This is a genomic window from Microcoleus sp. S13_C3 (genome assembly GCF_036700905.1).
GTDB lineage: Bacteria > Cyanobacteriota > Cyanobacteriia > Cyanobacteriales > Microcoleaceae > Microcoleus.
In genome coordinates, this window is record NZ_JAUBPT010000232.1 from 1 (window position 1) to 4,075 (window position 4,075).

Sequence of the window (4,075 nt, forward strand, 5' to 3'; positions counted from 1 at the left end):
TGGTGCAATCTCTCAGTTAAAACAGACATCTTGCAGCAATATCAATAAGAGGATTTTTCGTGGGGTCGGGCGGGTTTGTCGATTCCCTCCGCTTCCCGCCCAAAATCAGGTAGGGGCGGGTTCACCAACAATATCTGCCAATAATTGACAATTTCAAAAACCCGCCCCGGCCGGGATATTATTGTCAATCGATCGGACATGATATCAGTTAAACCCGCAACTACCCAACCAAAGTCCGCCTACGCCGCCTAAACCAAATCCCGAACCTGCGGAGGCAGGTTTTGTCTGTGTAGCTGCGACTTAAGTCGCCGAGACTTTTCAAACATCTTCTAACCAACCCCGGCAAATTCGGTTAATAATATGCTTAGCAAAGTTTAAACTGCCAACAACAATGATTCGCTCACTTTTCACATTTTTTACAGTATTAATTGTAACCGGGTTAGTGTGGTTGGGAAATATCGCCCCCGTTGCCGCCCAAGTACAACCAACAGATATCACCGATCCCCAACAGGAATTAGGAGAACTCGTTCAAAAAGCTTTTGAAGCTACAAATGAAGGCAAATTTCCCGCCGCAGAAACTTTTTGGACTCAAATAATTGACAAATTTCCCTCAGAAGCCGCCGCTTGGAGCAACCGAGGCAACTCTAGAGTCAGCCAAAACAAACTACAAGCAGCTATTACCGACTACGAAAGAGCGATCGAACTAGCACCCGACGCCCCCGATCCCTACCTCAACCGCGGCACCGCCCTAGAAGGTTTAGGACGCTGGGAAGAGGCGATCGCCGACTACAATCATGTACTAGAATTAGACTCCCAAGATCCAGCCGCCTACAACAACCGAGGCAACGCCGAAGCCGGTTTAGGAAAATGGGAACAAGCAATAGCCGACTACAGCAAAGCCTTTGAACTAGCCCCCGAATACGCCTTTGCCCGCGCCAACCACGCCCTCGCACTTTATCAAAACGGGCAAACCAAAGAAGCAATTCGCAACATGAAAAACATCGTCCGCAGATACCCCCAATTTGCCGACATGAGAGCCGCCCTCAGCGCCTGTCTTTGGGAAACAGGAAATCGCGGCGAAGCTGAGAGCAATTGGGTAGCAGCCATCGGCCTCGATGCCCGTTACAAAGACCTCGATTGGGTTGCCAATAACCGTCGCTGGCCACCAGTTGTAGTCAGTGCATTAGACAAATTCTTGCACTTGAAATAATCTCAAAACGCCAATAAAAAATTGCGAGCATCCCGATGATTGTGGGGTATAGTCCCTAAAAGGGATGCTCCCAAAAATGACCCAATCTCATCCTAAGCTAGCAGGAAATAAACTATTGAAGAACAATTCAAACTCTTCTTCCAGGTTTCTTATTTCCTCAATATTCATCCCTTAAATCCGTTTCCTCCGTTGAATTCTCTTATCAAAACTCGTATTCAACTTCTCCAGCAACAATCCTATCTGTCACCAATATTCTGTACAGTTCCAGTTCTTCAACAGTAACTTTGCCGTCCGCACAAATCGCTCTCTTAATGTCTTCCATTTCTTGCTTAGATATCTTGCCGTCCGCAACAGCCCGCTCGATTTGGACTTGGAGTTTTTCTAGTTGCCGAGTTTCTTCCGGCGTAGGTTGTTTATCAGTCGATCGCGAAACTAACATAGTTGCATTCTCCTAGAGCTTAACCTCTACTCTGTACTAAGCCGCCGCCGCAGATATTGTCAACTCAAAGATGCAAAAATTGACAAATAAATGTAACAAAACTACATTTACTTGTCAAAAGGATAAGGTGCAAAATTATTTAACAAAATTACCTTTGTTTGTCATTGGTTATTGATGATTAGTTAACTGACAACTGACAACTGACAACTAACAACTGACAACTAACAACTAACAACTGACAACTAACAACAGCCAACAGCCAACAGCCAACAGCCAACAGCCAACAGTCAACAGTCAACAGTCAACAGTCAACAGAACTAATTCCCAAATCCGCGCAGCCGTCAACTCCTCAACATTCCTGAAAACCGCTGCAGCACCCGCTTTTTCCAGCCCCGCAGCATAAGCCTCACAGCGCCCAGAATCATCCAAAACATGAGGCGGCAAAATTCCAGCCCCCAGCCAAACCCGATTTGGTTGCACTCCCCGCGCCTTCACAACCGTGTAAATATCCGCAACAGTATCTCCCGCGTAAATCACGGGCAAATTTTCTTCTAAACCGTGCAGAGTTTCCAACTGTTCAATTGCCGCGAAAAGTCCAGCCGGATCGGGTTTTCCCGGTGCATCTTCCATCGCCACCAACACCGGAGAATTTAAACTCAATTTCCCTGACAAAACATAAGCAGCTTCATCCCGCATCGCCCCGCTAAAAAAGCCCCAAACAATGCCCCCACCCGTTAAATTTTCCAGGTAAGCCGGACTTAACAACAGCGGTTCGCCGCAAATGTAACCAGTCCAATTTTTCTCGTCGGGCCCGCGATAGCGACTTTGGAAAAAAGCCACTAATTCGTCATAGTTGACAGCGAGTTCGTTTCTCGATCGTCCAATCCCCTCAAAATAACGGCAAACTAACTCAAAAGACGCCTGCCAGTCATTATTCCACACTCCCTCAGACTTCAGAGAGTCGATATCGAGAGAATTCGGGCGAAAAGCACCCGCCGTGAAATGTTCCACCGCATCCGCGATCGCCCGCCGATAGGAACCGGACACATCCCGCACCACACCATCAATGTCGAAGACTAAAATAACTCTGTTCACAACTTAACCATCCTTGTACCTAGGGCGGGCGAGAACCCAAATTTTATCGGTTCCCAGCCCCTGAGTGGCGCTAAAACCAGCCGCGCCACAAAACTTTTCATGGCCGATGACCAATTATCGAACAGAGTGTGCTACGCTTAGCGATTGTAGAAATTTTTAACAAGTTCGATCGGAACCCTGGAGGTTTGCTTGTCCAAGTTCATCTTAAAAGTTCTCTGGCTAGAAGAGAATGTTGCCCTCGCCGTTGACCAAGTTGTCGGCAAAGGAACTAGCCCGCTGACATCCTACTTTTTCTGGCCTCGCAAAGATGCCTGGGAAGACCTCAAAAACGAACTCGAAGCCAAACACTGGATTGCTGACAACGATCGCGTCGAAATCCTCAACCAAGCCACAGAAGTAATCAACTACTGGCAAGAGGAAGGCAGACGGCGCCCGATGACTGAAGCTCAGTCAAGGTTCCCCCAAGTGACTTTTACCGGCAGCAACTAAGCCCAGCTTTTAGTTGCTACCCATATACATTGCCTGTTATGGCTGACGAGGGGAAGGAGAGAGAGGGGAGAAGGCGAGAGGATTAGACGCTTTTTCCACCTCGCCGTGAAAGATAAAATTTGAAGTCGCTACAGCTTATCTTGATACTAACTCCGATTTTCAGACCTAATCGGGTTTTGGGCTTGGTCGATTTGAGATTTGAGATTTGTTGAAAATAAAGCTCTAAGATCGGCGTTTTTTTGACAATTAATACTTACGCGAAAAGTGGTTTGACGCGCTGCTTATAGCTTTTTATGAACAGGCAAGATGCCCGTTCCACAAGAAAATTCCCTCTTTGTGGAACAGGCATCTTGCCTGTTATTGAAAAGGGTGCAAGATGTGAGTTATAACTGAAATGTACCATTGTCAATAAGCTTTATGAACGGGCAAGATGCCCGTTCCACAAGAAGAAAATCTACTCTTTGTGGAACAGCCCGAAAAGCCTGTTATTGAAAACGGTGCAAAATGTGATACGATGTCTGGTCGATTACCCGAAATCAGGTAGGGGCGGGTTCACCAACAATATCGGCCAATAATTGACAATCTCAAAAACCCGCCCTGCCGGGATATTATGGTCAATCGCTCGGACATGATGTGAGTTATAACTGAGATGTTGTACCCTTTTCAATAAGCTTTTTGAACGGGCAAGATGCCCGTTCCACAAGAAGAAAATCTACTCTTTGTGGAACAGGCATCTTGCCTTTATTGAAAAGGGTGCAAGATGTGAGTTATAACTGAGATGCACCCTTTTTAATAAGCCTTTTGAACGGGCAAGATGCCCGTTCCACAAGAAGAAAATCTAC

General features: G+C 46.6%; 4 protein-coding genes. 2 read left to right on the top strand and 2 right to left on the bottom strand.

The window, feature by feature from the left end:
- Positions 1 to 391: 391 nt before the first annotated feature.
- Positions 392 to 1,210 (top strand): tetratricopeptide repeat protein, encoded by an 819-nt coding sequence (locus QUA16_RS34120; protein WP_333109000.1) that lies wholly within the window; start codon positions 392 to 394, stop codon positions 1,208 to 1,210.
- Positions 1,211 to 1,412: 202 nt separating this feature from the next.
- Here QUA16_RS34120 and QUA16_RS34125 read toward each other — a convergent pair whose 3' ends face one another.
- Together QUA16_RS34125 and QUA16_RS34130 are read right to left on the bottom strand one after the other, a co-directional pair.
- Positions 1,413 to 1,649, bottom strand: coding sequence for a hypothetical protein (locus tag QUA16_RS34125; protein ID WP_333108999.1), 237 nt, complete (start codon positions 1,647 to 1,649; stop codon positions 1,413 to 1,415).
- Between the two features lie 294 nt (positions 1,650 to 1,943).
- Positions 1,944 to 2,744, bottom strand: coding sequence for a TIGR01548 family HAD-type hydrolase (locus QUA16_RS34130; RefSeq protein WP_333108996.1), 801 nt, complete (start codon positions 2,742 to 2,744; stop codon positions 1,944 to 1,946).
- Positions 2,745 to 2,921: 177 nt separating this feature from the next.
- Between QUA16_RS34130 and QUA16_RS34135 the strand changes: the two genes are divergently transcribed.
- Positions 2,922 to 3,233 carry a 30S ribosomal protein PSRP-3 gene (locus tag QUA16_RS34135; RefSeq protein WP_278187374.1) on the top strand — a complete coding sequence of 104 codons (312 nt, stop codon included), beginning with the start codon at positions 2,922 to 2,924 and terminating at the stop codon, positions 3,231 to 3,233.
- Positions 3,234 to 4,075 lie beyond the last annotated feature (842 nt).